This is a genomic window from Hymenobacter miniatus, assembly GCF_016427455.1.
Taxonomy (GTDB): domain Bacteria; phylum Bacteroidota; class Bacteroidia; order Cytophagales; family Hymenobacteraceae; genus Hymenobacter; species Hymenobacter armeniacus.
In genome coordinates, this window is the sequence record NZ_JAELXR010000004.1 from 293,054 (window position 1) to 319,070 (window position 26,017).

Here is a 26,017-nt window from a genome sequence, read left to right on the forward strand (position 1 = left end):
ATAGGCAATGTCTGGTTGTTGCATGAGGCGTCTAAAATACAAAAAGCCCACCGGCTTTGAACCGGTGGGCTTCCCGAACCAAGTGGGGCAACGCCTTACAGGCGGAACTGGGCACCCACTTTGATGCCGAAGTTCTGGTGCTTGGGCGTGAGGGGCGTGTCGCGCACGGGCTGGTCGCGGTAGGTAAGGCGATGAATGAAATCGACCCGCACAAACTTGAAAATGTTCTCAATGCCATAGCCCACTTCCACATAGGGCTGCTTGTCGAGGGTGGGGATGGGGGCCAGTTCGTGGCCGCTCATGTCGCGGCGGGGCTGGGTGGTATTGGCAGCCGAGAGGGTGCCGTAGAGCAGGTTGGCCGTGCCCACCAGGCGCCAGTTGAGCGACCGAATGCCGGGAATGCCGTTGAGGAGCAACCCTTCAAAGTGGTGGTCGAGCCGCAGCGACACCGAGTGGTCGGTCACGAACTCGAAGTAATTCATCAGATTAAACGAGTTGGCGTTGTAGAACGGCGTTTGGTTGCCCAACGGGGTTTTGAGAATGAGGTAGGGCACAGCATCCGGAATATAGCTGCCTTCCACGCGGTAGTTTAGCCGGCCCAACTGGCCCACCGAGGCGCTGTGCGTGATGAGCAGGTTGAATTTCTGGTAGGGCGGCGGAGTGTTTTTCTCAAACAGATTGCGGTAACCGAACGTGTAGCGGAACGTGAACACCGGCCAACGCTTGAGGCCCACGGCCCGGCGGCGGTTCTCGCTCTGCACCAGGTTTTCGTCGGGGGCGTAGCGCGATTCCAGCACCGCCTCCGACAGCGTCAGGTCGTGGCCGATGGGCGCCGTAGGGCCGCGGTCGGGCGTGGAATAATAGGCAAAATCGTGTAGCGGCGTGATGTCTTGGTGGCGCACGGTCAGGGTTTGGGTGAAGCCGTGGAACAAGTCGCGCTGCACGCTCAGCGAGTACAAGTCGCGCAGGATGGGGCGGCCCTGGATGAAGCGGCCCCAGCGGGAGGCCGCCGCAAACAAGTTGTCGGAGGAGGTAAAATCATTGTCCAGCAAGGCCACCTGCTCCACGTCGTGCTTGAATTCGCCGGTGAGCAGCGTCCAGTGCCGGCGCTCGGCAATGTAGTAGGTCCGAATGCCGTACTTGATGCGGGTATCGCGCGTGCCGTAGGCCACGTAGCCCTGCGTCACCCAGTCGCGGCTGATGCTGGGCGTGGTGCGGAAGCCCAGCCGGATGCGGCTGCCTTCGTAGTCGTTGTGAGCGTAGGAGGTGAGGATGGGGCCAATGTCCCAGCGGCCCACGCGCTTGTAGCCGTTCACCAGCAGGTCGACCCAGTCGAGCACGTTGCGCACCGACGGCAGTTGCTTGGCCGAGTCGAGCACGGCAAACGTCTGGCGCTCCGAGAGGCTGAGCGTGTCGGGGCGGTGCTCGTCGAAGTAGCCGCGGGCGCCGGCCGGCGGCTGGCTCGACAGGAGGCCGCCGTCGCCCTGCTCAGCCGGCTCCATGAGCGACGACACGATGGGCTGGTCGTAGAAGCCCGGCTCGGTGTGGAGCTTGTTGCGCACAAAGTTGCTGCTCACCGTGGTGAAGCGCACCAGCATGGCGGCCTGCTTTTCGTAGGGCCGCACGCTGATGACCAGCTTGGTGCGAATGGGCAGGCCCGGGCCGTCGCCAGGCGAGGTGAGGTCTTGGTAGATGCGCAGGTCGCTCACAAAGTTGATGTTGGCCTCGGGGCTGGCCACCACGTCGATGCGGCGCAGCGCGTAGCCTTCCTGCGTAATCCAGATGGTGCCTTTGAAAGCCAGGTCGTGGCTGCGCTTGGGCGTCACGGCTATCTTGTAGCACCAGTCCTTGCCCACAAACACGGAGTCCTGCAGCTCGTAGTCATAGGTGAGGCGGCCGCCTTCGGCAATGGGCGAGATGAAGTCCTTGCCCAGCACGTTTTGCCAGTTGGGGTAGAAGTCGAAATTCTGAAAGTTTGAGCCCAGCATCTGCGACAGCACCGAGCCTTCGCGCGGGCCGGCGCCGCGCATTTGCTTGTGCAGCAGGTCTTCGCGGCGGCGCAGCGGGGCGTTGCGCTGGTACACCCGCGAGCCTACTTCTGAGGCAAAAACCGGGAGCGGGGCATCGCCGTCGGCGGCCGCGGCGGCGCCCTGGCGCACGGCCAGCGCCCGAATGTCCTTGATAACCTTGCGCTTGGCCAGCGCGGCGGGCAGGTCAATCAGGCTGGTTTCGATGCGGTTGTAGGAGTCGTACTCGGCCGCCTGCAGGGCCGAGCGCTCGTTTTCGGGCTTGTGTTTCTGCACTTCGCGCAGGATGCGGAAAGCCGGGTTTTCGGGCTGGCGCGACGACACCACCACTTCGGCCAGCGCTACGCCGCCGGTTTTCATCCGGAACAGGATGGTTTGGGTGGGGGCGTCGCTGAGCTTGCGGCGCTGGGTGGCAAAGCCCATGGCCGAAGCCGCAATGGAGTCGGGCGAGCCCGTCACGGCCAGCCGAAACTTGCCGTCGGCGTCGGCGGTGACGCCTGCGCTGGTTTTGGGAACGAAAATGGAGGCAAACGGCACCGGCTCACCGTTCGTAGCCTCCACTACCTGGCCGCTGATTACAATACGCTGGGCTGCGGCTGGCAACCCCAACAGGAGTGCCAGGAGCAACGGAGCAAGAAATTTCATACTGAGTAGTAAGGAGCCAAATGCCAGGAACTGTTGCAGTCCCGCAATTTACGCAAAGCGTGCGCGGCTCCCAACTAGTTCCAGGCCGAAAGTATGAAAATTTCGGGCCAACAATTAAACCTGACGGACCAACAGTTGTCCTGGCCCGGCCAACGTCAACGGAGCCGTTAAAAAAGCCCGCTTAAGGCAGCTGTCCGCTTCACTTTCTGCCAATTGGCGATTGACGGGCGAGCTACAACGTTTGCACCGCAGGCCGGACTCAAAAAAAGCCCGTGCGCGGGCACGGGCTTTTTGATTTGGACGAGAAAGCCGTCGGCGATTGAGCCGGCCGGGCCTAGCGGATGACGATGGCGCCGGCGCCGCTGGTGGGCATGCGCTGTTCGCCGGCCGAGAGCAAGCTGCGGCTCGAGCCAAACGCGAAGCCCGGCGTGCTGGTGCTGAGGCCCGTGATGTTGCCGCCGCCCGCGGCCACCATGTTGCCGCCGCCAGCCGCCACCACGTTGCCCCCACCGGCGGCTACCACGTTGCCGCCGCCCGCGGCCACCACGTTGCCGCCGGAGTTCAGCACCGAAATGGCGGCCACTTGGTTGCCGCGCAGCACGCCCACGGCAAAGTTGCCACCGCTGAGCGGAGCATACGCCAAGCGCGTGCCGCTGGCCAGGAATTGCCGCACGTAGCCGAGCAGCTCGTTATAGTTGCCCCAGCTGCCGTTGTTGTAGAGGTGGATGTTGCACTCGCAGGCTTCGCCCTGGCCCACGGGGGCACGGTTGGCGGCTTGTTTATAAGCTTGAGCAATCCAGGGGTCGCGGCACTGGGCCGAAGCGTTGAGGGTGGGCGTGAGCAAGGTGAGCAACGCCGCGCAAGCCAGCAATAGACAGGTTTTGAACATGAGGTGGGAACGGAAAAGATGGAAATGGAATAGCGTGGGAGCGAATGGCCCCAACGAGCCCCGGTCGGGGGCATCATCGGATATTCAAGCCCTGGGCCAAGCTATTGGGCCATTTCAGCGTTTCCAACGGCTGTCGAGCAAGTGGGGCAAAAAGTCGACGGGCGGGTTAGCCCGTCTGCCAACGGCAGCCGGGCCGAATTAGCCAAGCGACAACGCCACGTCTGGACCGGCGGCATCGGTTAACCAGATTTCCGTGCCCGCGGGTAAGGTGGCCGCCCCGACATCAAGCAGCAGCCCGCGGGTGGAGGCGCCGGGCGTGTCGGGCCGCGTCATTTCCTCCACGGTGGCCACGGCGGCGTGGCGCGCGCCGTCGGGCAGCCGCGCTTCCACCGCGAGGGCGGTGTGCAGGGCGTATGGCGCCAGCGTGGGCGCAGGGCCCTGGGGCAATACCAGCAGGCCCAAACCCGGCAAGGGCCAGGCTGCGGCCACGCGCAGTAGCAGGCAAGGGGGCGTATGATGGGCAGCAGAAGGCATCAGGGCTGGGCCGGGTTTTCGGGCAGGGGCGCTTGCTTGCGGCGGGGCCTGGGCCGCAGGAAGTTGGCCGCGTTTGAAATAACGAAAACCGTGGACACGAAGCCGGCTATTTTTTCCAACAGCAGCAGGGCCTGGGCGGCGCCCACCGCGGGCGTGGCGCTGCCTTCGGTGTTGCTGATGAGCGTGCCCACGCTGAAATAAAAAAGCTGGCCAAAAACATCCAGCTCGCTGCCTGCGCGCAGGCCGGCAAAGGCGTTGCTGTTCACGCGGTGGAGGCAGTAAAAATCGAGCGCGAATGACAGGGAAATCATAAACAGATTCAGCGACACCAGCAGCACAAACTGCCGGAAGGCTTGGCGAAGCGCGGCCAGGGCCCGGAAGTTGTGCAGCAGGAAATAGCCGGTTTTGCCTGCCGCGGCCAGCAGCAGCACGCCGGTGATGGCGCCGGGCGTCAGGCCTTCGTATTTGTCAACCAGGTACAGGGCCAGGCCCAGCACCAGCAGCAAGCCGTGCTGCCAAAGCAACTGGTGCCACTGGTTTTGGGGCCGCGGGCGATTCATATAGCCGAAGAAGAACCGAGCGGGTGAGCGCGGAATGAAAATGCAGCCACGAGGCACTGGCCCAGCCTTATACCTCCACCTTCAGCGTGGCCGGGGCTTTGGTTACCTCAAACAGTTCGCCGTGGGGCACGATGGTGATTTGGCCGTATTCCTGCAGCAGCATCTTGTAGCACTCGGCCACGGGGCGGGGCTTGCGGTCGAGGTCGAACAGGCCGCAGGGGTTCACCTTGCCCACTTTGCGGGCCAGGCCGATGTCCCAGTCCAGCTGGTCGATGAGCGAGTACCAGGTGAAGCCGAGCACGGGCACGCCCTCGTCGCGCATGCGCAGGATGTTCACCCACTGCTTCCAGAGCCAGGTGGGGGCGTTGTGGGCTTCCAGCACGTTGGTTTCGGTGTGCATCACGGGCTTGCGGTAGCGGCGGTAGTATTCCAGCGTGATGTTGTACCAGCCCAGCACGTCCATGCTGGTGCACACCTCGCCGTCGGGCAGGATGATGCGCTCGTTGCGGCCGTAGTAGTCGTTGCCCATAATCTGGTAGCCGGGCGGCTCGCCGGCCATGAACCAGTCGTACTCGCGGCGGGTCAGGCCGTGGTCGAAGAGGTAGTTGAGCACGTCGCCGTCGGGGTGGTGGGCGTAGAGCAGGTCCAGCGACACGAAGCGCAACTTGTTTTCCAGCGTTACCTCGGGCGAGGGGTTGGCGCGCAGTTCGTGGATGTATTCGGCCGACTCGCTTTGCACGATGATGCAGTCGGGGCGGTGCACGGCAATCTGCTGGGTGGCCATGATGCTGGCCGCCACCAAGTGCTTCATGGCCGTCACAAAGCCGCGGTCAGATTTCAGTTGCTCGTTCCAGAGGCCGTCCTTGGCGCTCATGCGGGCCGTCACGTAAATTTCGTTGATGGGCGTGTAGTAGCGCACCCAGGGGTAGCGCCGGGCCACGGCCCCTGCGTACTCGGCAAAGTGCACCGGCAGCTCGGGGTTCTGGAAATTGCCCAGCCAGTCGGGCACGCCGAAGTGCAGCAAATCCAGAATGGGCGTGATTTCCAGGCGCTGCATCTCGGCCATCACCTGGTCGGCAAATTCCCAGTCGTACTGGCCCGGCCCCAGGTGGGTTTTGTGGTAGGGCAGGCCGTAGCGCAGCACTTTCAGGCCCAAGTCCTTCACCAAGGCCAGGTCTTCGCGCCACCGCTCGTAGTGGCCGCACTCTGCCAGCAGGTCGCGCCGGGTGCGGCCGTGGTCGATGGTGGGGTTGGAGCATTCGATGCCGGTGGCAAACATGAAGTTGTTGGGCAGGCCGGTGGGCAGGCCGCGGCCGTCATGCCCGCGGGCGCCGCCAAACTCGTCGCCGGCGTAGTTGCCGTCGCCGTATTTCTCCTTGATGTGGGTGAGGAAGGCTTTCATTTGGGGATAGTTGTCAGTTGCTCGTTGTCAGTTGTTGGCTCTTTCAAGCAGCTGTCAGATACTAACAACCGACAACGAGCAACTGACAACTAAAATCATGCGTCGCGCCGCTGCTGTTGCTCCAGAAACTTGTCGGCTGTGCGCAGGCTCAGGGCCATGATGGTGAGGGCGGGGTTCACGCTCAGGGCGCTGGGGAAGGTGGAATTGTCGGCGATGTAGAGGTTGGGCACGTCGAAGGCGCGGCCGTTGGCGTCCACCACCGCGTCGTCGCCGCTCAGGCCCATGCGGGCCGTGCCGATGACGTGCGCGTAACGCTGAAACGCCCAGATATCCGTAGCGCCGGCCGCTTCCCAGATGCCGCGCATGATTTTCTCGGCGTGGGCATTCATGCGCTGCTCGTTTTCCTTGGCCGTGAAATGCAGGCGGGGCTTGGGCAGGCCGCGGGCGTCTTTCTCCTCGGCCAGCTCCAGGAAGTTGTCGGCGTGGGGCAGGCAGTCGCCCAGGATGTTGATGCCGGCCACGTGGTTGTAGTTCTTCATGTAGTCGCGCAGCGGCTGGCCCCAGAGCTTGCGCCCCCGCGTCACCTGCCCCGCAAACGTGACGGGCATGATGCCAATGCTTTGCAGCAGGTAGCCACCCGCAAAGTCGGCGTCGGCCGGCCGGTGGGTGTCCTGAGAAATTAAAGCGCCCGGAATGCCCTTGTACGGCCGCACGGCTTCTTCAAACGTGCCAAACACCTGCAGCCCGGGGTGGGCCATCAGGTTTTTGCCCACCTGCCCGCTGGTCAGGGCCAGCTCGTTCAGCAGCAGCAGGCGCGGCGTTTCCACCGAGCCGGCGCAGAGGAACAAGTGACGGCAGCGCTGGCGCTGCTGCGCCCCGTTCTGGGTATACACCACGCCCGTGATGCGGCCCTGGGCGTCGCGCTCAACCTCGGTCACGAAGCTGTTGGGGCGAATGTCGGCCCCGTGCTTCACCGCCAGCGGAATAAACGTGACGTCCATGCTGGCCTTGGCGCCGTTGGAGCAGCCGGCCTGGCAAAAGCCGCGGTTGGTGCAGGCTTCGCGCCAGCCAATGCCTTCCTGGTAATAGCGCGCCGACAGCGCCGCATTGGCCGCCGGCGAGGTGCGAATGCCCAGCTTCTCGGCCCCGCCCACCATGAGCTGGGCGGCGCCATTGAGCGGCAGCGGGGCCAGCGGGTAGCCCTTGCGCCGGGCCGGTCCCCAGGGGTAGGGCGTGGGCCCCGAAATGCCCAGAAACTGCTCCAACTCCTCGTAGTAGGGCGCCAGCTCCTCGTAGCCCACAGGCCAGTCCTCGCCCTGGCCAAAGTCGCGCTTCAGGTGCAGGTCATCGGGCAGGGGGCGGGGCGTGTAGGCGGTGTAGTGCAGCGTGGAGCCGCCCACGCCGGTGCCCGAATTGTTTTTGCCCATGGCCAGCGGGTCGTGCCCCGCGCTCAGCCGCTCGTCGTTCCAAAACAGAAAGTTCTGGGCGTGCTCGTCGGTGGCAAAATCTTTCTCGGGGTTGTGCCAGGGGCCGGCTTCCAGCGCCACCACCTTCAAGCCGGCCATGGCCAGGCGGGCCAGCAGCGGCGCCCCACCCGCGCCCAGGCCAATCACCACGCAGTCTACTTCGTCGGCCTCGGCCGGAATGGCTTGCGGCTGTTCCTGCGGAATGTCGGCGGCGGCCGGGGCGGCGGGCTCGTCGGCCAGCAGCGTGCGCAGCAGCGGGTCCTGCACTTCGGGCTTCACGGGGTTGAGGAGGCCTTCTTCGAGAACTTCTTCGTCGGGCATTTTTGCAATGGGTGAATGAGTGAATAGGTGAATGGATGAATAAGCGGCCGGGCGAGTGAGCAAACGACCCGAAAGTCAGTCACCCATTCGGCCATTCGCTCATTCACCCATTGGGTTCACCTCCCGGTCTTCTTTTTCGTTGAGGCCGATGCGCGTCCAGGCCGGCAGGTCGGCCATGCCCACGTAGCCGATTTCCTCCTGGGCCAGCGGGTGGGCGTAGTAATACTCCGTGAGCTCGGCCAGCAGCTCCTCGAAGAAGCGGCCGGCGTGCAGCGTTTGCCAAGTGGCGCCGGGCGGGCGGCCGTCGGCCAAGGCCTGCAGCACCGCGTCCTGCTGCTCAGCCGCCAGCGCCAGGAAATCGACCTGAAACAGGCTCTGTGCTATTTCCTGAATGCCGCCCAGGCCCAGGCGCAGGGCTTCGCGGTCGGGCGGCAGCACGTCGTAGCGCCAGCCGTCGGCGCGGCCTTCGGCCAGGCGCTGGTCCACGGCCGGGGCCAGGGCAATGGGGGCTTCGGGGCGGTCGGGCTGCGGGAAGAGGCGGGCGGCCACGGCTTCGAGCAAAGCAAAAGACTCGGTGCTGAGTAACTGCGGCGCGTAAGCAGCGGGAGCGTCGAGGCGCTCCTGCAGGGCGGCGCGGGTGGCTTCGGAAACGTGTTCGGTGCCGAGCAGGGCGCGCACGGTGCCGCTCGGGTACGTGGGGACGGGCATAGTAAAGGCTGTAGCTGATGGCAACGCCGCCTCAGACGGCTCAGCTAATATTCCCTTACGAGCAAAATCTTCTTCGCGGGTGAAAGCCCCGGCACTTCGCGCGCAAAAAGTCTGGCCTGCCACCGCTGGGCCGCAGTGGCGGCGCTACTTCAGCAGCATAATGGCGGCCATGGTTTCGATGCCGTCCCAGAGGTTGCCGAGGCGGATGTTCTCGTTTTCGGCGTGCTGGTTGTTGTCGTAGTTGGCCACGGGCACCGTGATGGTGTGGGCCTGCAGCTCCTGCTCAAACACGTAGAGCGGCAGGCTGCCGCCCATGGTGGGCAGCTCCACCACGCGGTCGGGGGTGGTGGCTTGCACGGCGGCCACCACCTGCCGGGCAATGGGCAGGTCGAGGCGGGTGCGCTGGGCGTTGTAGCCGGGCTGGGGCTGCACGCGGGCCAGAAGCGGGTACTGGGCCCGCTCGGCCGCCGTGGGCTCGGCGCTGATGACGTGGTAGCCCTGCCGCTCGATGTGGCGAATGACTTTCTGCACCTGGCGCTGCACGTCGTTGCCGGGCACCAGGCGCAGGTCGAGCATGGCCGCTGCCGTGGTCGGGATGACGTTGGCGGCCTGCGCGCCCACGTTGGCGCTCTGCATGCCGTTGATGTTGAGCGAAGGCTGGTTGAGCAGTTCCACCAGCGCCTGGCCCGTGCCGTAGGGCCGGGCAAAGCCCAACTCCTGCCGGATGGTTTCGTCCAGGTTGGGCACGCGGGCCAGGGCGGCTTTCTCGGCCAGGGTGAGCGGGGTCACGTCGTCGTAGAAGCCGGCCACGCGCACCCGCCCGGTGCTGTCCTGCATCGAGGCCAGCAGGCGGGCCAGGGCCAGGGCGGGGTTGGGCGCCCAGTTGCCGTAGTGGCCGCTGTGCAGGGGGCGGCGCGGGCCGTACACGGTCAGGCCCAGGTTCACGTCGCCCCGCGCGCCAAACACCACCTGCTTGCGGCCCGACTGGTGCACCGGCCCGTCGCAAATCACCCACACGTCCGACGCCAGCAGGGCCTTGTGCCGCGCCAGCAGCTCGGCCAAGTGCGGCGAGCCCCGCTCTTCTTCGCCTTCAAAAAAGAACTTAAGGTTGGCGGTGGGCTTGAGCTTGCTGGTCACCAGGGCCTGGTAGCCGGCCAGAATGGCCATGATGCCGGCCTTGTCGTCGGAGGCACTGCGGGCGTAGAGGCGCCAGTTGGGGTCGAGGGGTTGGCCGGCGGGGAGCGAGGCCAGGCGGCCGTCGCGGTCGAGCGGCCCGGTGGCCAGCACGGGCGTGAACGGGCTCAGGCCCTCGCGCCACTGCGCGGGGTTCACGGGCTGCCCGTCGTAGTGGGCGTAGAAAATGACGGTGCGGGTGGCGCCGGGCGTCTTCACCTCGCCAAACACCACCGGCGGCACGCCCGGCGTGGGCGCCGCCAGCAGCTGGCTCCGGATGCCGCGCTGCTGCATCATGCCCTGCACAAACACGGCCGTGCGCCGCAGGTTGGCCGTGTCGGCCGCCACGTTGGGAATAGCCACCAGTTGCTCAAACTCCGTGAGCAGCGCCCGCTCGTTGGCCTGCCGGAAGCGCCGCACTTGCTGCAGCGGGGTGGTGGCCGTAGTAGCGCCGAGAAGTGCCACTAGGGCCAGCGCGCAAAGCTTTTTCATGCCGGTAAGTTACTGGCTTTCGCAACTGGAAAAGCGGCCGTTTCGGCCATGCTATGCCCGGCCGAAACGACTTAGCGGAAGAGCGCGAGGGCTTTGATAAACGTCTGAAAGACGCCCCAGGCCAGTGGCACGCCCACAAACAGCCAAGCCAGCACCACCGAGCCGCCCACGCTGGCTTCGGCCGGGGCAGATGGAGGAGAAGAATCTGTGTGTGAATTCATGACAGTGATAAGCAAAGGCGGAAGATGAAAAGCAACTCAGTGCCCGCCAGCTTCCGGCGTGACGGGGCCTTGCTCGGCGTATTTCTCGTTCACGGCCGTTACGGCGAAATTGGCCAGCAGGCCCACCACCAGCAGGCCGGCCATGGTATAAAACACGGGCTGGTAGGCGGCGGCCCCTTTCAGCCCCTCGGCCTTGCGGCCTTCCGACAACCAGTTCACAATGAGCGGGCCCAGCACGCCAGCCGTGCTCCAGGCCGTGAGCAGGCGCCCGTGAATGGCCCCCACCTGGTACTTGCCAAACAAGTCGGACAGGTAGGCCGGAATGGTGGCAAACCCGCCGCCGTACATGCTAATAATCAGGCAAGCCACTACCACAAACAGCGTGAGTTGCGCATTGTGGCCCAGCGTTGGCACCAGCGCATACAGCACCATGCCCAGCCCGAAATAGAGGGCGTACGTGACCTTGCGGCCCAGCTTGTCCGACGCCGACGACCAGAAGAAGCGGCCCAGCAGGTTGAACAAGCTGAGCAGGCCCACAAACCCGGCCGCTGCGGCCACCGTCACGCCACGCCCAGCCCCGAGGACCTTGTCCGAAAATGTTTCCTGAATGAGCGGCGAGGCGGTTTCGAGCACCCCGATGCCGGCCGTCACGTTGCAGAGCAGCACCACCCACAGCAGCCAGAACTGCGGCGTTCTGAGGGCGTTGTCGGCCGACACGTTCCGGTCGGTGATGAGGGCGCTGTGCTCCTGGTTGGGCACGTAGCCGGCGGGCGCCCAGTCGTCGGCCGGCACCCGAATGGTCCACACCCCAAACTGCATGAACAGGAAGTAGAGGAGGCCCATGGCAATGAACGTGGGCGCCACGCCCTGCGGCGCCACGTCGTTGAAACGCGCCATCAGGGCCACGGCCAGCGGCGAGCCTATCATGGCGCCGCCCCCAAAGCCCATGATGGCCATGCCCGTGGCCATCATGGGCTTTGGGGGCGGGAAACCACTTGATGAGCGTGCTCACCGGCGAAATGTAGCCGATGCCCAGCCCGATGCCGCCCACCACGCCGTAGCCGAAATACACCAGCGCCAGGCTGTGCAGCCGCACGCCCAGCGCCGCCAGCAGAAAGCCGCCCCCAAAGCACAGCGCCGCCGCCAGCATGGCCTTGCGCGGCCCCACGCGTTCCAGCCACTTGCCAAAAATGGCCGCCGACAAGCCCAGTAGCACAATGGCAATGGAGAAAATCCAGCCAATCTGGCCCGCCGTCCAGTCGCCGGCGGCGGGGTGGTCTACGTCGCCGCTGAGCAGCGCCCCCAGCGGCTTCTTGAACACGCTAAAGGCGTAGGCCTGCCCAATGGCCAAGTGAATGGCCAGCGCCGCCGGTGGCACCAGCCAGCGGTTGTAGCCAGGGCCCGCCACGGTGCGGCTGCGGTCGAGCAGCGAGGAAGAAGTTTCGGCCATGAAGAGGCGGGTTAGGAGATGGGTAACGGAGAATTCAGTTGACCAGGCGTGGCAGAAGAGCCCAACGCCCGGCCAACTCCGGCTATTCGTCGCTGCTGAGCTTGCCGCCGGTGACGTGCACGAGGCTGCCGGTCATGAATGAGCCGTCCTGCGAGGCCAGCAGCACGTAGGCGGGGGCCAGCTCCTCGGGCTGGCCGGGGCGCTTGAGCGCCACTTCGTGGCCAAACTTCTCGATTTCCTCGCGCGGCATGGTAGCCGGGATGTTGGGCGTCCAGACCGGGCCCGGCACCACACAGTTCACCCGAATATTCTTCTCGCCCAAATACAACGCCAGCGACTTCGTGAGCGCGTGAATGCCGGCCTTGGAACAGGCATAATCCACCAGAATCGGAATGCCCGTGATGCCCACGATGCTGCCTGTGTTGATGATGCAGTCGCCGGCTTGCAGGTGCGGAATGGCCGCCTGCGCCATCCAGATGTAGCCGAGAATGTTGGTGTCGAAGGTGCGGCGGACTTGCTCTTCCGGAATCTCCTCAAACTTCTCCTGGCTGTTCTGGAAGGCGGCGTTATTTACCAGAATGTTCAGGCCGCCCAGCTCGGCCAGGGTGCGGCGCACGGCCTGTTTGCACTGCTCCGAGTCGCGCACGTCGAGCTGCAGCAGCAGGCACTTGCGCTTTTCGCGCTCCACCAGCCGGCGGGTTTCTTCGGCGTCCTCCACGTTTTCGTTGAACACCACGGCCACGTGGGCGCCTTCTTTGGCGAAAGCAAGGGCCACGGCCCGGCCGATGCCCGAATCGGCCCCGGTGATGAGGGCAATCTTGTCCTGCAGCTTGCCGGCGGCGCGGTAGTTGGCCAGGTCCGAGTCGGGCTGCAGGCGCATGTCGGCCTGCTTGGCCGGGTAAGGCAGCTTCTGGGCGCCGGCTTTCATGTCTTTGGCAGTGGGGCGGCGCTCAGGCGTGGCGGGGGCTTTCTTAGCGGCCGCAGGGGCTTTTTTGGCGGCCTGCTTGGCCGGTGCGGGTTTTTTGGTGGGCATAAGCTGAAAGAAATGGACTGTGCAGCTTACGCGTAAACCCGGCAAATGGCTACCCCGGCCGCCGCCCGGGCCCGGAAGGCTAGGCGGTGGGGTCGGGGTACACGGGCGGGCACTCGGCCACGGCCCGGCCCTGGCGCCAGCGCCCGAAGGCTTCGGCCGTGGCCCACATAGCCAGCAGCGGGCCCGCCACGTAGAGCCACAGCCCCGGCCCACGGCCCGCCGCGGCCGCCGCGCCCACGGTGCGGGCCGGGTTCAGGCTCATGCCCGACAGCGGCGACTCGACCACGATGAACACGGCCAACAGCCCTCCGGCCAATGCCCCCGCCCATTTTTTGCGCGTGGGCGAGTGCAGGGCCCACAGCAGCCCCAGCATCAGCACGGCCGAAATCAGCATTTCGGCCCCCAGCGCCAGGGCCCAGCCGTGGGGCGCGTCCAAGGGCTCGGTAGTGTTGTGGTGAATGAGGTGGTGCCCCAGCCACGGTGCCAGCAGCCAGCGCATGCCAAAGCCCGCGGCCAGCGCGCCCGCCACCTGCGCCAGCCCGTACCACAGCGCATCGGCGGTGCGAATGTGGCCCAGCTGCCAGAAGCCCAGGGTCACGGCCGGGTTGAAATGGGCTCCCGAGCGTTTGCCCCAGGGCGAGTAGGCCAGGGCCGCAATCAGGCCGCCCACCACCAAGCCCACGCCCACGCGCTGCACCCACTCGTGCGGCCCCAGCGCCCGCGCCACCGCCGAATCGGGGTGGTGAAACAGCACGGCCGCCGTGCTCGATACCGCCAGAAAGGCCATGATGCCGCCGGCCTCGACCAAGTAATGGCGCCAGTGCCGGCGCAGGGCCTGCGTCATGCGGGCGGCAAAAGCCATATGGAAAGAAGAAGGATGAGCTTCTGGAACGCAGAAAAACGCGGCGGGTTGATGCTACGCCCGCGTCTTTCAGCCCTCAGAGCCGGCGCAGGGCCACGCGGCGGTTGCGCGGGCGCTGGGCCGGGTCGGCGTTGTCGGCCACCGGCTGGGTGCCGCCGTAGCCCACGGGGCGCAGCTGCCCCTCGGCCACGCCGTGGGCCGTGAGGTAGAGGCACACCGCCTCGGCGCGCTGCTGCGAGAGCTGGCGGTTGAGCTCGGCGTTGCCCACGTTGTCGGTGTGGCCCTGCACCTCGAAGCGCAGGGCGGGCCGGGCGCGCAGCGCAGCGGCCAGCCCGTCGAGGGCGGTGCGCACGGCGGGCAGCAGCCGGGCCTGCCCCTGGTCGAAGTACAAGTCGGGCAGAATAATGGCCTCGCCCACGGCCAGATTCGCCAGGCGCGCTGGGCGGCTGGAGTCGGCCGCGGCCACAGCGGCCGGCGGTGGGGGAACTGTCGGCGCGGGCGCGGGACGCGGCTCCGGGGCCGCTGGCCGGCGGGGCCGCGGCACCACCGTTGCGGTGCGTGGCGCGCGGCGCGGCGCAGGAGGCGGGGCCACGCTGGCCGCCGGCAATGCCTTGGGCGCGGGCGCGGCGGCGGCAGATGCCGCAGGCCTAGCCACTGGTTTGGGATTGTTCTGAAACAGATAAGCCGCCGAAATAGGCTCGGGCCGGGCCTTTTCGGAAGTCATTCCCCACAGGTTTCGCCAGGAAGCGGCCGTGGCAGCGGGCTGTTCCCACGTCACGAATACGCGGGTGTCCAGCCCGTATTGGCAGTAGTCGACCCGCAGGCGGTACGGCTCGCCGGCCCGTAGCTCCACGGCTGCCGTGTAGCTGCTTTGGGGCTGGCCGCGCCACTCGTTCAGCAGCAGCCGGTCGTTCAGCCACAGCCGGATGCCGTCGTCCACGGTCACGTGGAAAACGTATTTGCCGCTGGTGGGCGGCATTAGCCAGCCCGTCCAGCGCACCGAGAAATCCTCGGCCGGGAGCCTCGGCGCGGGCGGCTGCTGGCCCCAGTTGAAGTTAATGGTGGCGTCGCGCCGGGTCAGGACGTATTTCTCAAAATTGGTTCCTTCGTAGTAGTCGCCCTTCAGGCCGGTGCCGGTTTGGGCGCGGGCGGGCGCGATGGCCGCGGCCAGCAGCAGCGGCCAGGCATTGCGCAAAGTGGGAAGCCGGGTGGTGGCCATGCCGCTACAACGCCGGAGCAGGCCGGGATGGTATGCTGCCCAACAAAACCGCTAAGCTCAGGGCGCTTTGGAAATTCTGTGTACCTTGAAGGCCAGACCACTGCGGCTGTCGCAGAGGTCGAACTCACTCTTTCCACACTTTATGAAAAAAGGCTACCCCCCCCCCCCACGTATTGCCGGCTGAAGCAGGCATTATTCGTACTCGCTATGTTGATTAGCTGGCGACCAGCCGCGCAGGCGCAGCTCTACCCGGCCCCGGACTGCAGCCAGCCACAAACCTACACGGCTACCCTGGGCGACCCCACTCAGGTGACGGTATACAGTTCCAACACCACCTTTGGGCCCGGCGACTACCACGTCGTTGGCGACTTGTATTTCCGTAACTGCACGGTCGACATTCAACCGGGCGCCTACTTTCACGTCGATGGCAAAAGCGCCGCTCTGCCCCGCAAGCCCCTGCAAGTGACCGGCTACTCCATCATCCTGGGCGACAAAGTGACCGTGACGGCGACGGGGGCTCAGTTCAACGCTAGCTGCAAAACCAACATGTGGAAGGGATTGACGTTTGACCCGGCTGGCACGGCGCAGGTGCTCACGCTCACGAACTGCACGGTTGGCAATGCCAACTTCGGCCTCAACGTGCCCTCCGGCTGCACCGATGCCACCTATTACCTGGACCGTTGCGATTTCAGGCAAAACCTTTATCACGTAGTCGATTACAGCTACCACTCCACGGCCGCGGTCGGGAGCATTCCCTGCTTCATCAAGGACTCGCAGTTTCTCTCCCAGCCCAGCCTGCTGCCGCCCTATGCGCCGGCCAAGCTCGACAGCTGGACGACCGAAGCCCTGCACCTTACCCCTACCGGCAACAACGACGGCCGGGCCAAGATACGCCTGATTGGCAACAACACTATTGACGGCTGCCTGTACGGACTGGTGGCTAATCGGGTGGGCCAAGGCACGATTGAGGCCGACAACGGTACTCTGCAGATTAACCGCGCGGTGCGTGTGGGCGTGTGGCTCGACGTGATGACGGATGCCATCAACCGCCTGCCCCTGAACGTCAACATCGGCATGAACAATCTGATTGCCGGCCGCACGTATCAGGCCCTGTACACCAGCCCCGGCGAGCAGCAGTACGGGCTGGTGGCCGCGGCCACCAAGGACCTCGATTGGAATTTCAACCTCACGGTGGCCGGGGCGCCCGGCGACACCTCCTCTATCCGCTGCCAGACCGGTGTGCTGCTCGACGAGGTGAACACCGACCTGAAGCGCATGAATCTGAGTACGCTCAGCTACGGGCTGAGCCTGCGTTCGGGCACTTCCCTGGTGAGCGGCAACACGTTTAATGGCAACCTGCACGGCCTGCGCATCCGGCCCAACAGCGCCGCTTATACCACTGGCTTCGATGTCTCCTGCAACTCGTTTATTGCTTCCGGCGAGCCATCCTCGTCTGGCATCTACATCGACCGACTAGCCTCGCTAAACGACCAAGGCTCTCTGGACTATCCCGTGGGAAATTTATTCACGAGCTACGGCACGGGCCTGCAGGCCGGAAGCCGCTCTATCGTGAATGACGGGCCTAACAATAATTTTACATATTATCGCTTCTCTAATTCAACTGATGAAGAGATAACGAGTATTAAAACTAGTTCTACGGGGTCAACATTGCCGCAATCTAATGGAAGCGTAATAAGTACTTTCCCAAACCGAAATTCCAATGCACAACTTGTTGACTATTGCAAAAACTTGCGAAATGTGAATACTGGCGCGCAAATGCGCAGTGGTTCGCGGGCGGCATTTATGCAGGCCCTGATGGATACGCTACGTAGGCAGGCTGCGCCAACCGTTCGACTGGGCCGTTACCAAGGCGTCATCCGGCAATGGCTGCTGCTGCAGGAACCCGACACCGCGGCTCTCGACGCTTACGTGCGCTCCCTGCCCCTAACTAACCCTGGTGCTTTTCTGGGCTTGGGCCTTGACTTGCTGGAGCAGTACCGCCGCACCGGCAAGCCTGTAGCGGCGGCTTCGCTGCGGCGGGTGCTAGCCGGCCCGGCAGCCTTGCAGCCCGCCGCCAGTGCGCGCCTGGCGCTGTCCGACGTGCTGAGCCGCATGCGGCCCACCAGCGTGCCGCTGCTGAACTTGCGGCCCCTTACAACCAACGACAGCACGTCCTTGCACCGCTTGGCCCGCACTCCCGGTGGCACGGCCGAAATGGCCGCTTTGTGGTTTAATTATCTCTATCCCCGCGAACGTCCCGCAACAGCGGGGCTGCGCCCGTCCGAAACCAGCGGCTCCTCCGTGCAGTACACTTCAGAAGTGGCCGTTCGTGCCCTTTATCCTAGCCCAGCCACGGACCAGCTGCATGCGGAAGTAAGCGGCCCAGCGAATAAGGTCGAGTTGCAGTTGTACAGCCTGGTTAGCGGCAAGTTGATGACGCAAGCTGAGTTGCAGTCCACCGGGCAAGGCATTTGGCGTGCTGATGTGAAAGTGCGGGGCGTACCGGCTGGTCAATATGCTGCGCGGCTGCTAGTAGACGGGGTGCCGGTTTCAATGCAGAAAGTAGTTGTCAACCGTTAATTAGAAGGGCCGACTTTGGGATTTACTACCAAGGTCGGTTTGCTTATTATATGTGGTGCAAGAAATGGGCAACGGTATTATTGCTGGGAGCAATAACCGTTTTCTCTGCTGCTGCGCAGGGAGTTGGTGGGTGGGAGCGGTTGGACTTATTTGGCAACCCAGTTTCCAACAATGTGGGAAATACATATGGACGTTTTATACTTCAGCAAGGCACTATCACTGTGTGCGCCAGCGCTTCTACTTATTTTGGTTACTGGGCGCAATATGATGAGTCAGGCAGTCGGAAATGGCAAAAAAGAGGGCGTAAAACTTCGGGTGGGTTAGTTGATGAGCCCTGGGGCCGCGGGGTGTTTGCTGCCGGTACCCAACCCGCCAATAATGCTCTAGGCGTTACAAGCATTTTTCATTGGCTGAATGCTCAAGGCGATACCATACGGGTGCTAGGTAGGCCAACAATTAATGTAGCACTCGAATACGGTAGTACGTTAGGATTACACGGCCGCTACTACGTGGGAGGGGGCGGCGACGGCAGCGGGCTGGGGCAGCGCCCCATTGCCCTGCACTATTCGCTGGTGTGCCTCGACACGGCCGGCCGGTTTCGCTGGCAGCGGCAGTATCCCAACCCCGCCATTCGGCTCGGGCCGGCCGCCCCAGCTTTCGTGGGCGGCTACGCCTACCTGATGCAGGTACTGGAAGCCCCGCGCCAGCGCCTGCTGCTGCTGGGCGACACCCAGCGCGACTCCGTTAGTTTCCAGCTCTATGCCATGGAGGTAGACACGGCCGGGCAGCTGCTGCGCACGCGCTGGGTCGAGCCCTTCGGGCGTCGGGCCTCGGTCACGATGACCAGCCTGACCAACGCCGTGCGCCTGCGCGACGGCAGCGGCTACGTGCTGACGGGGTTTGCCAAGATTGACTCGCTCACGCGCACGCGCAGCCGCGGCTTCGTGGCCAAGCTCGACACGGCCCTGCGCGTGGTGTGGCGCACGCTGCTGCCCACCCCCAGCGCGGCCGGCCCGCCGGTGCAGGGCGTCGACGTGCAGCCGGGGCAGGTGCGCGAGCGCGCCGACGGCGGCTTCACCGTGCTCGTGACCGAGCAGGGCGGCCTAAGCCGCCGCCGCGAAAACGAGGTCGATTTCATTCGCCTCAGCGCCCAGGGCCGGGTATTGGGCTGGGACAGCTACTGCGCCCAGACCTGCAACCGCGTGGAGCCTTACTCCTGGCAATACCTGCCGGGCGACTCGTCCATCATCGTGAGTGGCTGGGGCGAGCAGCGCGACGTGGTGGGGCGGGTGCTGGCCCGCCCGGCCTGGCTGGCGCGGCTGGCCGGGACGCCCTGCCGCCGCTACGTGGTGCCGGCCGTGCCCACCGCTGCGCGGGCCGGCGCAGCGGTGGCCGTGCCGGGCCTCTACCCGCAGCCGGCCCGCGCCGGCGACGTGGTGCGCCTCACCAATGGGGGACCCGCCCGCCCGGTGCGCCTGCTCGACGCGCTGGGGCGTGAGGTGGCGCGCTGGCCCGCGCCCGCCCGCGCCGACGGCGCCCTGGTGCTGCCCCTGCCCGCCGGCCTGCGCCCGGGCCTCTACCTGGTGCAGGCCCTGGGCGGCGCACCCATCACGGCCCGGCTGCTGGTGAGCGAGTGAGGCCCATCCGGAGTGGGCGCGACTACCGGCGCAGAAATCCCGAGTAAAACGGAACGTCATGCTGAGCGCAGTCGAAGCATCTCGCTTGTGGCAGTAATCCTATCAACCGGATTTACTCTTGCACGCGAGATGCTTCGACTGCGCTCAGCATGACCGCCTTTTATTAGCTGTTCCGCCGCCCCGCCTACTTGTACTCGTTGCCGCAATGGAAGCAGTGGTAGCGCTTGTCGGGCACGGGATAGCGCAGCAGCACCGTCAGCAGCGTCGAGGCCCAGGTGTAGCTAGGGCCGGTGGCCGGCCCGTAGGCCACGTCCGACGACCCGCAGCGCGGGCAGCGCGGCGCCACGGGGTCGGGGGCGTCGGCTTCGAAGGAAGCAAAGTCGGGGGTGGTGGCTGGCGGCACCGGCACCGAGCGCAACAGCTCCAAGGCGGCTTCGGCGTCGCGTTGGTACACGTGCAGCCGCACCCCGCCCGTGATGGGGCTGTAGAGCGGCATGAGCGACACCAGGTTTTCGTTGCTCAGAAAGCACGGAATGCCCGCCGCCGCCAGCCGGGTGCGGGCCAGGTTGGCGGCCATCGGCTCGTAAAACGATTCGAGGAAAACGACGGAATCGGGTTTGGGCACTTTTTGAGATATGAGTTAAAAACTAAATGTGCCTGTCATCCTGAGCGCAGCGAAGGACCTTCTCACGCTTGCGCCGTTTGATTTTATTGCAAACTGTTCTGCGGTGAGAAGGTCCTTCGCTGCGCTCAGGATGACAGATGTATTTACCTCCCAGCTCACAACTCACTTCGCCTGCTTCGTGGCCTCGTTGATGCCTTTGGCGGCGTGGCCGGCTTGCAGGGCCACAAACTCGGCCTGGCGGGCCCGAATGGGCACTTCGTAGCGCGTGGGCATGTCCATCCGAATCTGCTTGAGCTGGTCGTTCAGGCGCTGGTACACGGCGCGGGCGTAGTCCCAGTCGCGGTCGGTGAAGGTGGCGCGCTTGGCGCGCACGGCCCGCACAAACTGGGCGTAGGCGTTGGGTAGGTCGGCGGGCGTAAGGGCGTTTACCTGGCCGGAGTAGGGGCCCAGCAGCCGGGTTTCCATCGCAATCTGCTCGCGCGGGTCGAGGGGGCGGGCGCGGCGGGCGCGGTTGGCCTCGTGGTAGGTGGCGGTGGCTTTGCCCACGTTGGCAATTTTGCGGGTGGCCTTGCGGGCCAGGGTGTCCAGCTCGTGGCCGGCGGTGCGGGCGGCTTCCTGCCGCTCGCGCGGGGTCGAGTCGCAGCTGCTGAGCGAGAGCGCGGCCAGGACCAGCAGGGACCACAGCGGCCGGCCGGAATAGGGGGTCGAACGTTCAACTAGTCGTTTCATGGGGCGCCAAAATAGGGTGGGAGGGCTTGGGGTTGCCGCCTTCTACGGCAGTCCCCGGCGAAGGTAGGGGTCCGGGCCCGGGCTACTCCAGCGGGCCGCCGTCTTCGAGCAGCTCGCGCAGGGCCAGCTGCTGCTCGTGCAGGCCGGGCAGGTGGGCGCACAGCGCGGCCAGCTGGTCCAGGGTGCGCAGGGCGCGGCGGTAGTCGCCCAGCTGCCGCAGGATGCCCGCTTTGCCCCACAGCGCCCCAAAATGCCGCGGCTCGCGGTGCAGGGTTTCGGCAATGTCTTCGAGCGAAGCTTTGTACTCGCCGCGCAGGTAGTGGGCCGTGGCGCGCTTGTTCCAAGCCTCCGCAAAATCGGGGTTAATCTGGAGGATGTGCGTGAACAAGGCAATGGCCAGCGTGTGGTCCTCGGCTTGCATGGCGCGCATGCCGGCTTCGAGCTCTTTGTCGAGGGCCGCGTCGCCGCTGCTCAGCCAGGCCTGCCAAATGCCGCTTTGCAGGGCTTCAATCTCGGCCGGCGCGGTGGCCGTGCGCAGCTGGGCAAACAGGTCGTCGAGCATTTTCAGTGAACAGTTAACGGTGAGCAGTGAACAGTGGGCCATGACGGGCACTGTTTCGGTAGCATAAACGAGCCCTGCGGCTAACTGTTCACTGTTCACCGTTCACTGAAATCAAAACAGCTCCTTGGCCACGCGTCGGATGCTTTCGGCCTTGCCCATGGAGTAGTAGTGCAGGCAGGGCACGCCGTGGGCCATCAGCTCGCGGCTCTGGTTGAGGCACCACTCGATGCCAATGGCCCGCACCGCGTCGTTGTCGCGGCACTGGCTCACGGCCTCCACCAGCGGCTCGGGCAGGTTGAGGTAGAAGGAGCGAGGCAGCATCGAGAGCTGGTTTTTGGTGGTGAGCGGCTTGAGGCCCGGAATGATGGGCACGTGGATGCCCGCCGCCCGGCACAGCTTTTCGAAACGAAAAAACTCCTCGTTGTCGAAAAACATCTGGGTCACGATGTAGTCGGCCCCGCGGTCCACCTTGTGCTTGAGGTAGCGGATGTCGGCGTTGTAGTTGGGGGCTTCGAAGTGCTTTTCGGGGTAGCCGGCCGTGCCGATGCAGAAGTCCGTGGCCCAGGCTTCGTCCTGCTCCTGGTCGAGGTATTCGCCCTTGTTCAGGTTGGCCACCTGGCCAATGAGGTCGCAGGCGTAAGCGTGCCCGTCGGGCTCGGGCTTGAACACGCCCTCGCTCTTGATGGGGTCGCCGCGCAGGGCCAGAATGGAGTCGATGCCCAGGAAATGCAGGTCGATTAGCGCATTTTCGGTTTCCTCTTTCGTGAAGCCGCCGCAGATGAGGTGGGGCACGGTGTCCACGTCAAACCGGTTTTTGATGGCCGCGCAAATGCCCACCGTGCCGGGCCGGCGGCGCACGGTTTTCTTCTCCAGCAGGCCATTGGGGTGGTGCCGGTACACGTATTCCTCGCGGTGGTAGGTCACGTCGATGAACGGCGGCTTGAACTCCATCAGCGGCTCGATGTTCGAAAAGAGCGTGTGGATGTTTTCGCCCTTTTTGGGCGGCAGCACCTCAAAGGAGAAGAGGGTTTTGCCGTTGGCCTGGGCAAGGTGGTCAGTAACTTTCATTGCGTGTAGCGTGGACTCTGCGAGTCCGCGCCTGGAAGCGTGAGGGTAAGAGGTTCTTCTGGCGTGCTGCGGGCGCGGACTCGCAGAGCCCACGCCCGCAGCGCTACTGCTTTGGCTCGTAGTTGAGGTTGGGCATCAACCACCGCTCCAGCTCGGCGGTTTCCATGCCCTTGCGCCGGGCAATGTCGGCCACCTGGTCCACGCCAATGCGGCCGAGGCCGAAGTAGCGCGAATCGGGGTGGGCGTAGTACATGCCGCTCACCGACGAAGCCGGGTACATGGCCAGGTTTTCGGTGAGCGAGATGCCGGTGTTGCCCTCAGCGTCGAGCAGCTGGAACAGCGTGATTTTCTCGGTGTGGTCGGGGCAGCCGGGGTAGCCGGGGGCGGGGCGCACGCCGCGGTATTTCTCCTGCACCAGGTCTTCGTTGGTGAGGTGCTCGTCGGGCGCGTAGCCCCAGAACTCGCGGCGCACCCGCTCGTGCAGGCGCTCGGCAAAGGCCTCGGCCAGGCGGTCGGCCAGGGCCTTCACCATGATGCTGGAGTAGTCGTCGTGGTCGGCTTCGTACTGCTCCAGCAGCTTTTCGATGCCGATGCCGGCCGTCACAGCGAAGCCGCCCAAGTAGTCGGCCCGGCCCGATTCTTTCGGCGCCAGAAAGTCGGAAAAGGCGATGTTGGGGATTTTTGGGCCCTTCTCGCCCTGTTGGCGCAAGGTGAAAAACTCAGTGGCCACGGTTTCGCGCGAGTCGTCGGCGTACACCTCAATGGTGTCGTAGTCCTTGGTGTTGGCCGGCCAAAAGCCCAGCACGGCGCGGGCCGTGAGCAGCTTCTCGTCGATGATTTTCTTCAGCAAGGCCTGCGCGTCGGCAAACAGCCGGGTGGCCGCTTCGCCCAGGTTTTCGTCCTCCAGAATGCGCGGGTAGCGCCCTTTCAGCTCCCAGGTGTGGAAAAAGGGCGTCCAGTCGATGTACTCGGCCAGCTCGGCCAGGTCGTAGTTTTCCAGTACTTTGGTGCCGAGGAAGCTGGGCTTGGTGATGGGCACCGCGTTCCAGTCCGACTTAAAGCCGTTGGCGCGGGCCGCTTCGATGGGCAGGTAGCTTTTGTCGCGCTGGCGGCTGGCGTAGTCGGCGCGCAGGGCGGCGTAGTCGTCGGCCACGGTCTGGGCGTAGGCGTGTTCGCCCGAGCCGAGCAGGCCGGCCGCCACGCCCACCGAGCGCGAGGCGTCGTTCACGTGCACCACGGCGCCGCTGTAGGCGGGCGCGATTTTCACGGCCGTGTGCAGGCGCGAGGTAGTAGCCCCGCCAATGAGCAGGGGCGTTTTCATGCCGCGCTTTTCCATGGCCTGGGCCACGTACACCATTTCATCGAGCGAGGGCGTGATGAGGCCGGACAGGCCAATGACGTCCACGTTTTGCTTCTGGGCTTCGTCAAGAATTTTCTCCAGCGGCACCATCACGCCGAGGTCCACGATGTCGAAGTTGTTGCAGGCCAATACCACGCCCACAATGTTCTTGCCGATGTCGTGCACGTCGCCCTTCACCGTGGCCATCAGGATTTTGCCGGCCGTCTGGCGGTCCGAGCCCTGCTTATCGGCCAGCAGATACGGCTCCAGGTAGGCCACCGCCTTTTTCATCACGCGGGCCGATTTCACTACCTGCGGCAGGAACATTTTGCCGGCCCCGAACAGGTCGCCCACCACGTTCATGCCGGCCATCAGCGGGCCCTCAATCACGTCGAGCGGGCGGGCCAGCTCCCGGCGGGCGGCCTCGGTGTCTTCGTCGATAAACTCGGTAATGCCCTTCACCAACGCGTGCGACAGGCGCTCCTGCACCGGCAGGCTGCGCCACTCGTCGGCTTTCACTTCGGCCTTGTCCTTCTGTTTCACCGTGTCGGCAAATTCCACCAGGCGCTCGGTGGCGTCGGCGCGGCGGTTGAGCAGCACGTCTTCAACCAATTCCAGCAAATGGGGCTCGATTTCATCGTACACGCCGAGCTGGCCGGGGTTCACGATGCCCATGTCCAGGCCGGCCCGGATGGCGTGGTAGAGGAAGGCCGTGTGCATGGCCTCGCGCACCACGTCGTTGCCGCGGAAGGAGAACGAAATGTTCGAAATGCCGCCGCTGGTGAGCGCGCCGGGCAGGTTCGTCTTAATCCAGCGCACGGCCTCGATGAAGTCGAGCGCATAGTTGCGGTGCTCGTCCATGCCCGTGCCCACGGTCAGGATGTTGGGGTCGAAAATGATGTCGGACGGGTCGAAGCCCACTTCCTTCGTCAGAATGTCGTAGCTGCGCTGGCAGATTTCGATGCGGCGCGCCAGCGAGTCGGCCTGGCCGTTTTCGTCGAAGGCCATCACCACCACGGCCGCGCCGTACTGGCGCACCGTGTGGGCCCGCTCGCGGAAGGCCGCCTCGCCTTCTTTCAGCGAGATGGAGTTCACGATGCTCTTGCCCTGCACGCATTTCAGGCCGGCTTCGAGCACGCTCCACTTCGAGGAGTCAATCATGACGGGCACCCGCGCAATGTCGGGCTCCGAGGCGATGAGGTGCAGAAACGTCGTCATCACCTGCTCCGAATCGAGCATGCCCTCGTCCATGTTGATGTCGAGCACCTGGGCGCCTTCTTCCACTTGCAGGCGGGCCACGGCCAGGGCTTCCTCGTACGCGCCGGTGCGAATGAGGCGGGCGAAAGCGCGCGAACCCGTCACGTTGCAACGCTCGCCCACGTTCACGAACAGGCTTTCCTCTTTGATGGTAAACGGCTCCAGTCCGCTCAGGCGCGTGGAAGGCGTGGGTACGGAGGGCAATTGGCGGGGCTGGTATTTCTCGGCCAGCTTGCTCAGCTCGGCAATGTGCTGGGGCGTGGTGCCACAACAACCACCCACCACCGTCACGATGCCTTCCTTCAGATATTCCTCCACCAGCGCCGCAAATTCCTGCGCCGATTCATCATACCCACCAAAAGCGTTGGGCAAACCCGCGTTGGGATAAGCCGAAATGTGCACGTCGGAAATGCGGCTCAATTCCTCCACGTACTGCTTGAGCTGGTGGGCCCCGAGGGCGCAATTCAGGCCCACGCTCAGCAGCGGCAGGTGGCGGATAGAGTTCCAGAATGCCTCCACCGTCTGGCCGCTCAGCGTGCGGCCCGAGGCGTCGGTGATGGTGCCCGAAATCATGACGGGCACCACGCGGCCGCCTTCGTCGAAGAACTTCTGCACGGCGTAGAGCGCGGCTTTGGCGTTCAGCGTGTCGAAGATGGTTTCGATGAGCAGCGTGTCCACGCCGCCGTCCACGAGGCCGCGCACTTGCTCCAGGTAAGCCGTGGCCAGCTCGTCGAAGGTCACGGCGCGGAAGCCGGGCCGGTTCACGTCGGGCGAGAGCGAGGCGGTGCGGTTGGTGGGGCCCACGGCGCCGGCCACGAAGCGCGGCCGCTCGGGCGTGCTGTACTCGTCGGCCGCCTCGCGGGCCAGGCGGGCCGACTCGTAATTCAGCTCGTACACAATGTGCTCCAGCCCATAGTCGGCCTGCGCAATGGTAGTGCCGGAGAAGGTGTTAGTTTCCACCATGTCGGCCCCGGCGGCGAAGTACTCGGCGTGAATGCCCTTGATGATGTCGGGCCGCGTCAGGCTCAGCAGGTCGTTGTTGCCGCGCAGGGGCTTGGGGTGGTCGGCGAAGCGCGTGCCGCGGAAATCCTCCTCCGTGAGCAGATGGCGCTGAATCATGGTGCCCATGGCGCCATCGAGAATCAGCAGGCGCTGGCGGAGCAGCTCGGGAAGGGGAGAGGGGGCGGCGAGGGTGGCAGTGGACATTTCTTTCGGGGG

The 26,017-nt window shown here is 64.8% G+C and carries 20 protein-coding genes and 1 pseudogene; 2 read left to right on the plus strand and 19 right to left on the minus strand.

Translation table 11 applies throughout. From position 1 onward, the window contains the following. Positions 1-95: 95 nt before the first annotated feature. From JAO73_RS08535 to JAO73_RS08595, 14 genes and pseudogenes are all read right to left on the minus strand, one after another. On the minus strand, positions 96-2,672 hold the full coding sequence (locus JAO73_RS08535) for a DUF5686 and carboxypeptidase-like regulatory domain-containing protein (RefSeq protein ID WP_198976650.1): 2,577 nt from the start codon (positions 2,670-2,672) through the stop codon (positions 96-98). A gap of 334 nt (positions 2,673-3,006) precedes the next feature. After that, the gene (locus JAO73_RS08540) at positions 3,007-3,561 is read right to left on the minus strand and encodes a hypothetical protein (RefSeq protein WP_198976651.1); all 555 of its coding nucleotides are present in this window, start codon (positions 3,559-3,561) and stop codon (positions 3,007-3,009) included. Between the two features lie 198 nt (positions 3,562-3,759). After that, positions 3,760-4,050, minus strand: a complete 291-nt coding sequence (locus JAO73_RS08545; RefSeq protein ID WP_198976652.1) for a hypothetical protein — start codon at positions 4,048-4,050, stop codon at positions 3,760-3,762. A 44-nt stretch (positions 4,051-4,094) separates the two neighbouring features. After that, a complete protein-coding gene (locus JAO73_RS08550; protein ID WP_198976653.1) occupies positions 4,095-4,655 on the minus strand; it encodes a hypothetical protein in 561 nt (186 codons plus the stop codon). A gap of 67 nt (positions 4,656-4,722) precedes the next feature. Beyond that, a complete protein-coding gene (locus JAO73_RS08555; protein WP_198976654.1) occupies positions 4,723-6,057 on the minus strand; it encodes a family 1 glycosylhydrolase in 1,335 nt (444 codons plus the stop codon). Positions 6,058-6,152: 95 nt separating this feature from the next. Next, positions 6,153-7,844, minus strand: coding sequence for a GMC family oxidoreductase (locus JAO73_RS08560; protein WP_198976655.1), 1,692 nt, complete (start codon positions 7,842-7,844; stop codon positions 6,153-6,155). Positions 7,845-7,943: 99 nt separating this feature from the next. Beyond that, on the minus strand, positions 7,944-8,552 hold the full coding sequence (locus tag JAO73_RS08565) for a gluconate 2-dehydrogenase subunit 3 family protein (protein WP_198976656.1): 609 nt from the start codon (positions 8,550-8,552) through the stop codon (positions 7,944-7,946). Between the two features lie 144 nt (positions 8,553-8,696). Continuing rightward, positions 8,697-10,217: a M20/M25/M40 family metallo-hydrolase gene (locus JAO73_RS08570; RefSeq protein WP_198976657.1), complete on the minus strand. Its 1,521-nt coding sequence runs from the start codon at positions 10,215-10,217 to the stop codon at positions 8,697-8,699. Between the two features lie 71 nt (positions 10,218-10,288). Beyond that, the gene (locus JAO73_RS08575) at positions 10,289-10,438 is read right to left on the minus strand and encodes an MFS transporter small subunit (RefSeq protein WP_198976658.1); all 150 of its coding nucleotides are present in this window, start codon (positions 10,436-10,438) and stop codon (positions 10,289-10,291) included. Between the two features lie 36 nt (positions 10,439-10,474). Then, on the minus strand, positions 10,475-11,410 hold the full coding sequence (locus tag JAO73_RS08580; protein ID WP_233168928.1) for an MFS transporter: 936 nt from the start codon (positions 11,408-11,410) through the stop codon (positions 10,475-10,477). A 70-nt stretch (positions 11,411-11,480) separates the two neighbouring features. Continuing rightward, positions 11,481-11,888: pseudogene (locus JAO73_RS23485) on the minus strand (MFS transporter); the annotation flags it as partial. An 82-nt stretch (positions 11,889-11,970) separates the two neighbouring features. Further along, on the minus strand, positions 11,971-12,816 hold the full coding sequence (locus JAO73_RS08585) for an SDR family oxidoreductase (protein WP_410504989.1): 846 nt from the start codon (positions 12,814-12,816) through the stop codon (positions 11,971-11,973). A gap of 184 nt (positions 12,817-13,000) precedes the next feature. After that, a complete protein-coding gene (locus tag JAO73_RS08590) occupies positions 13,001-13,783 on the minus strand; it encodes an aquaporin (protein ID WP_198976660.1) in 783 nt (260 codons plus the stop codon). Positions 13,784-13,859: 76 nt separating this feature from the next. After that, complete coding sequence (locus tag JAO73_RS08595) at positions 13,860-14,978, minus strand: PA14 domain-containing protein (RefSeq protein WP_198976661.1); 1,119 nt, start codon at positions 14,976-14,978, stop codon at positions 13,860-13,862. 231 nt (positions 14,979-15,209) lie between these two features. On the opposite strand from JAO73_RS08595, the gene JAO73_RS08600 reads away from it, so the two are divergent. Together JAO73_RS08600 and JAO73_RS08605 are read left to right on the plus strand one after the other, a co-directional pair. Next, positions 15,210-17,582 (plus strand): T9SS type A sorting domain-containing protein, encoded by a 2,373-nt coding sequence (locus tag JAO73_RS08600; protein ID WP_198976662.1) that lies wholly within the window; start codon positions 15,210-15,212, stop codon positions 17,580-17,582. 509 nt (positions 17,583-18,091) lie between these two features. Continuing rightward, positions 18,092-19,219, plus strand: coding sequence for a hypothetical protein (locus JAO73_RS08605; RefSeq protein WP_198976663.1), 1,128 nt, complete (start codon positions 18,092-18,094; stop codon positions 19,217-19,219). A 184-nt stretch (positions 19,220-19,403) separates the two neighbouring features. Here the strand turns inward: JAO73_RS08605 and JAO73_RS08610 are convergent, their stop codons facing one another. The 5 genes from JAO73_RS08610 to metH all read right to left on the minus strand — a co-directional run bounded on the left by JAO73_RS08610 (position 19,404) and on the right by metH (position 26,005). After that, the gene (locus JAO73_RS08610) at positions 19,404-19,844 is read right to left on the minus strand and encodes a putative signal transducing protein (protein ID WP_198976664.1); all 441 of its coding nucleotides are present in this window, start codon (positions 19,842-19,844) and stop codon (positions 19,404-19,406) included. A gap of 162 nt (positions 19,845-20,006) precedes the next feature. Beyond that, positions 20,007-20,573 (minus strand): hypothetical protein, encoded by a 567-nt coding sequence (locus JAO73_RS08615; RefSeq protein WP_198976665.1) that lies wholly within the window; start codon positions 20,571-20,573, stop codon positions 20,007-20,009. An 82-nt stretch (positions 20,574-20,655) separates the two neighbouring features. Beyond that, positions 20,656-21,177: a tetratricopeptide repeat protein gene (locus tag JAO73_RS08620; RefSeq protein WP_190925212.1), complete on the minus strand. Its 522-nt coding sequence runs from the start codon at positions 21,175-21,177 to the stop codon at positions 20,656-20,658. A 69-nt stretch (positions 21,178-21,246) separates the two neighbouring features. Next, complete coding sequence (metF, locus tag JAO73_RS08625) at positions 21,247-22,203, minus strand: methylenetetrahydrofolate reductase [NAD(P)H] (RefSeq protein WP_198976666.1); 957 nt, start codon at positions 22,201-22,203, stop codon at positions 21,247-21,249. Positions 22,204-22,306: 103 nt separating this feature from the next. Next, on the minus strand, positions 22,307-26,005 hold the full coding sequence (gene metH, locus JAO73_RS08630; RefSeq protein WP_198976667.1) for a methionine synthase: 3,699 nt from the start codon (positions 26,003-26,005) through the stop codon (positions 22,307-22,309). Positions 26,006-26,017 lie beyond the last annotated feature (12 nt).